General features: G+C 70.2%; 1 pseudogene. It reads right to left on the reverse strand.

Annotated features, from left to right (window positions below):
- Positions 1-821: pseudogene (locus BIV03_RS19755) on the reverse strand (hypothetical protein); the annotation flags it as partial.

Here is an 821-nt window from a genome sequence, read left to right on the forward strand (position 1 = left end):
CGAGAACACGAGCCAGGAGTGTCCGCCCTGGTCGCGGTCCTGCAGGACACCGGTGAGGTCGTCGGCCGTCATGCCCTTCGGGAACCACGCGGCCTCGCTCTGCAGCGAGTCGACCTGGCCCCAGTGGCGGAGGAAGTTCTCGTAGTTCCCGCCGATGATCGACGGGAAGCTGCCGACGGTCGTGAGGGTGTCGTCGGCCTGGAACCGGCCGTCGAGCCACTTCGCCGCGGCCACGTCGGCCGGTGCGGTCTGGTTCGCCTGCTCGGTCTGGAACGTGGCACCGAGGAACAGCGCGGTGGTCACGGTCAACACAAGGGCCGTGGCGGCGATGCGGAGCCGGCGGCCGTGGAAGGCGTGGACGGCTGCGATCGCCAGGAACGGCGCGGAGAACAGGACGACGCGGAACTTCGCCTCGCCGCCGTAGCTCTGCCCGAGCACGAGCACGATCGGGCAGGCCGCCAGCCAGAGCACCAGGAGGGCGCGTCGGGCGTGCCCACCGCGGACCATCCGGACGAGTCCGATGACGGCGCACACGGCGACGAGTGCCGTGATCCCGAGGACCGCGCGGGACTGCAGGGTCGTCGCGATCGACGGGATGGCGATCGACGTCGACGCGGCGGTGACGTTGCTCACCGGGTCGAAGCCGGTGGTGAGACCGAACTTCTCCTGGATGTAGTCGAGGTTCGGCACGAGGTAGAGCAGGGGGAGCAGCGTCAGCGGGACGGCGAGCCACCAGGGGCGGAGGAAGCCGAGCACGAGGAGCGGCACGAACGCGGCGACGACCACGAACGGGGTCAGCTGGTGCGAGGCCGTGATGACGA

The organism is Curtobacterium sp. MCBA15_016, from assembly GCF_001865105.1.
Classification (GTDB): domain Bacteria; phylum Actinomycetota; class Actinomycetes; order Actinomycetales; family Microbacteriaceae; genus Curtobacterium.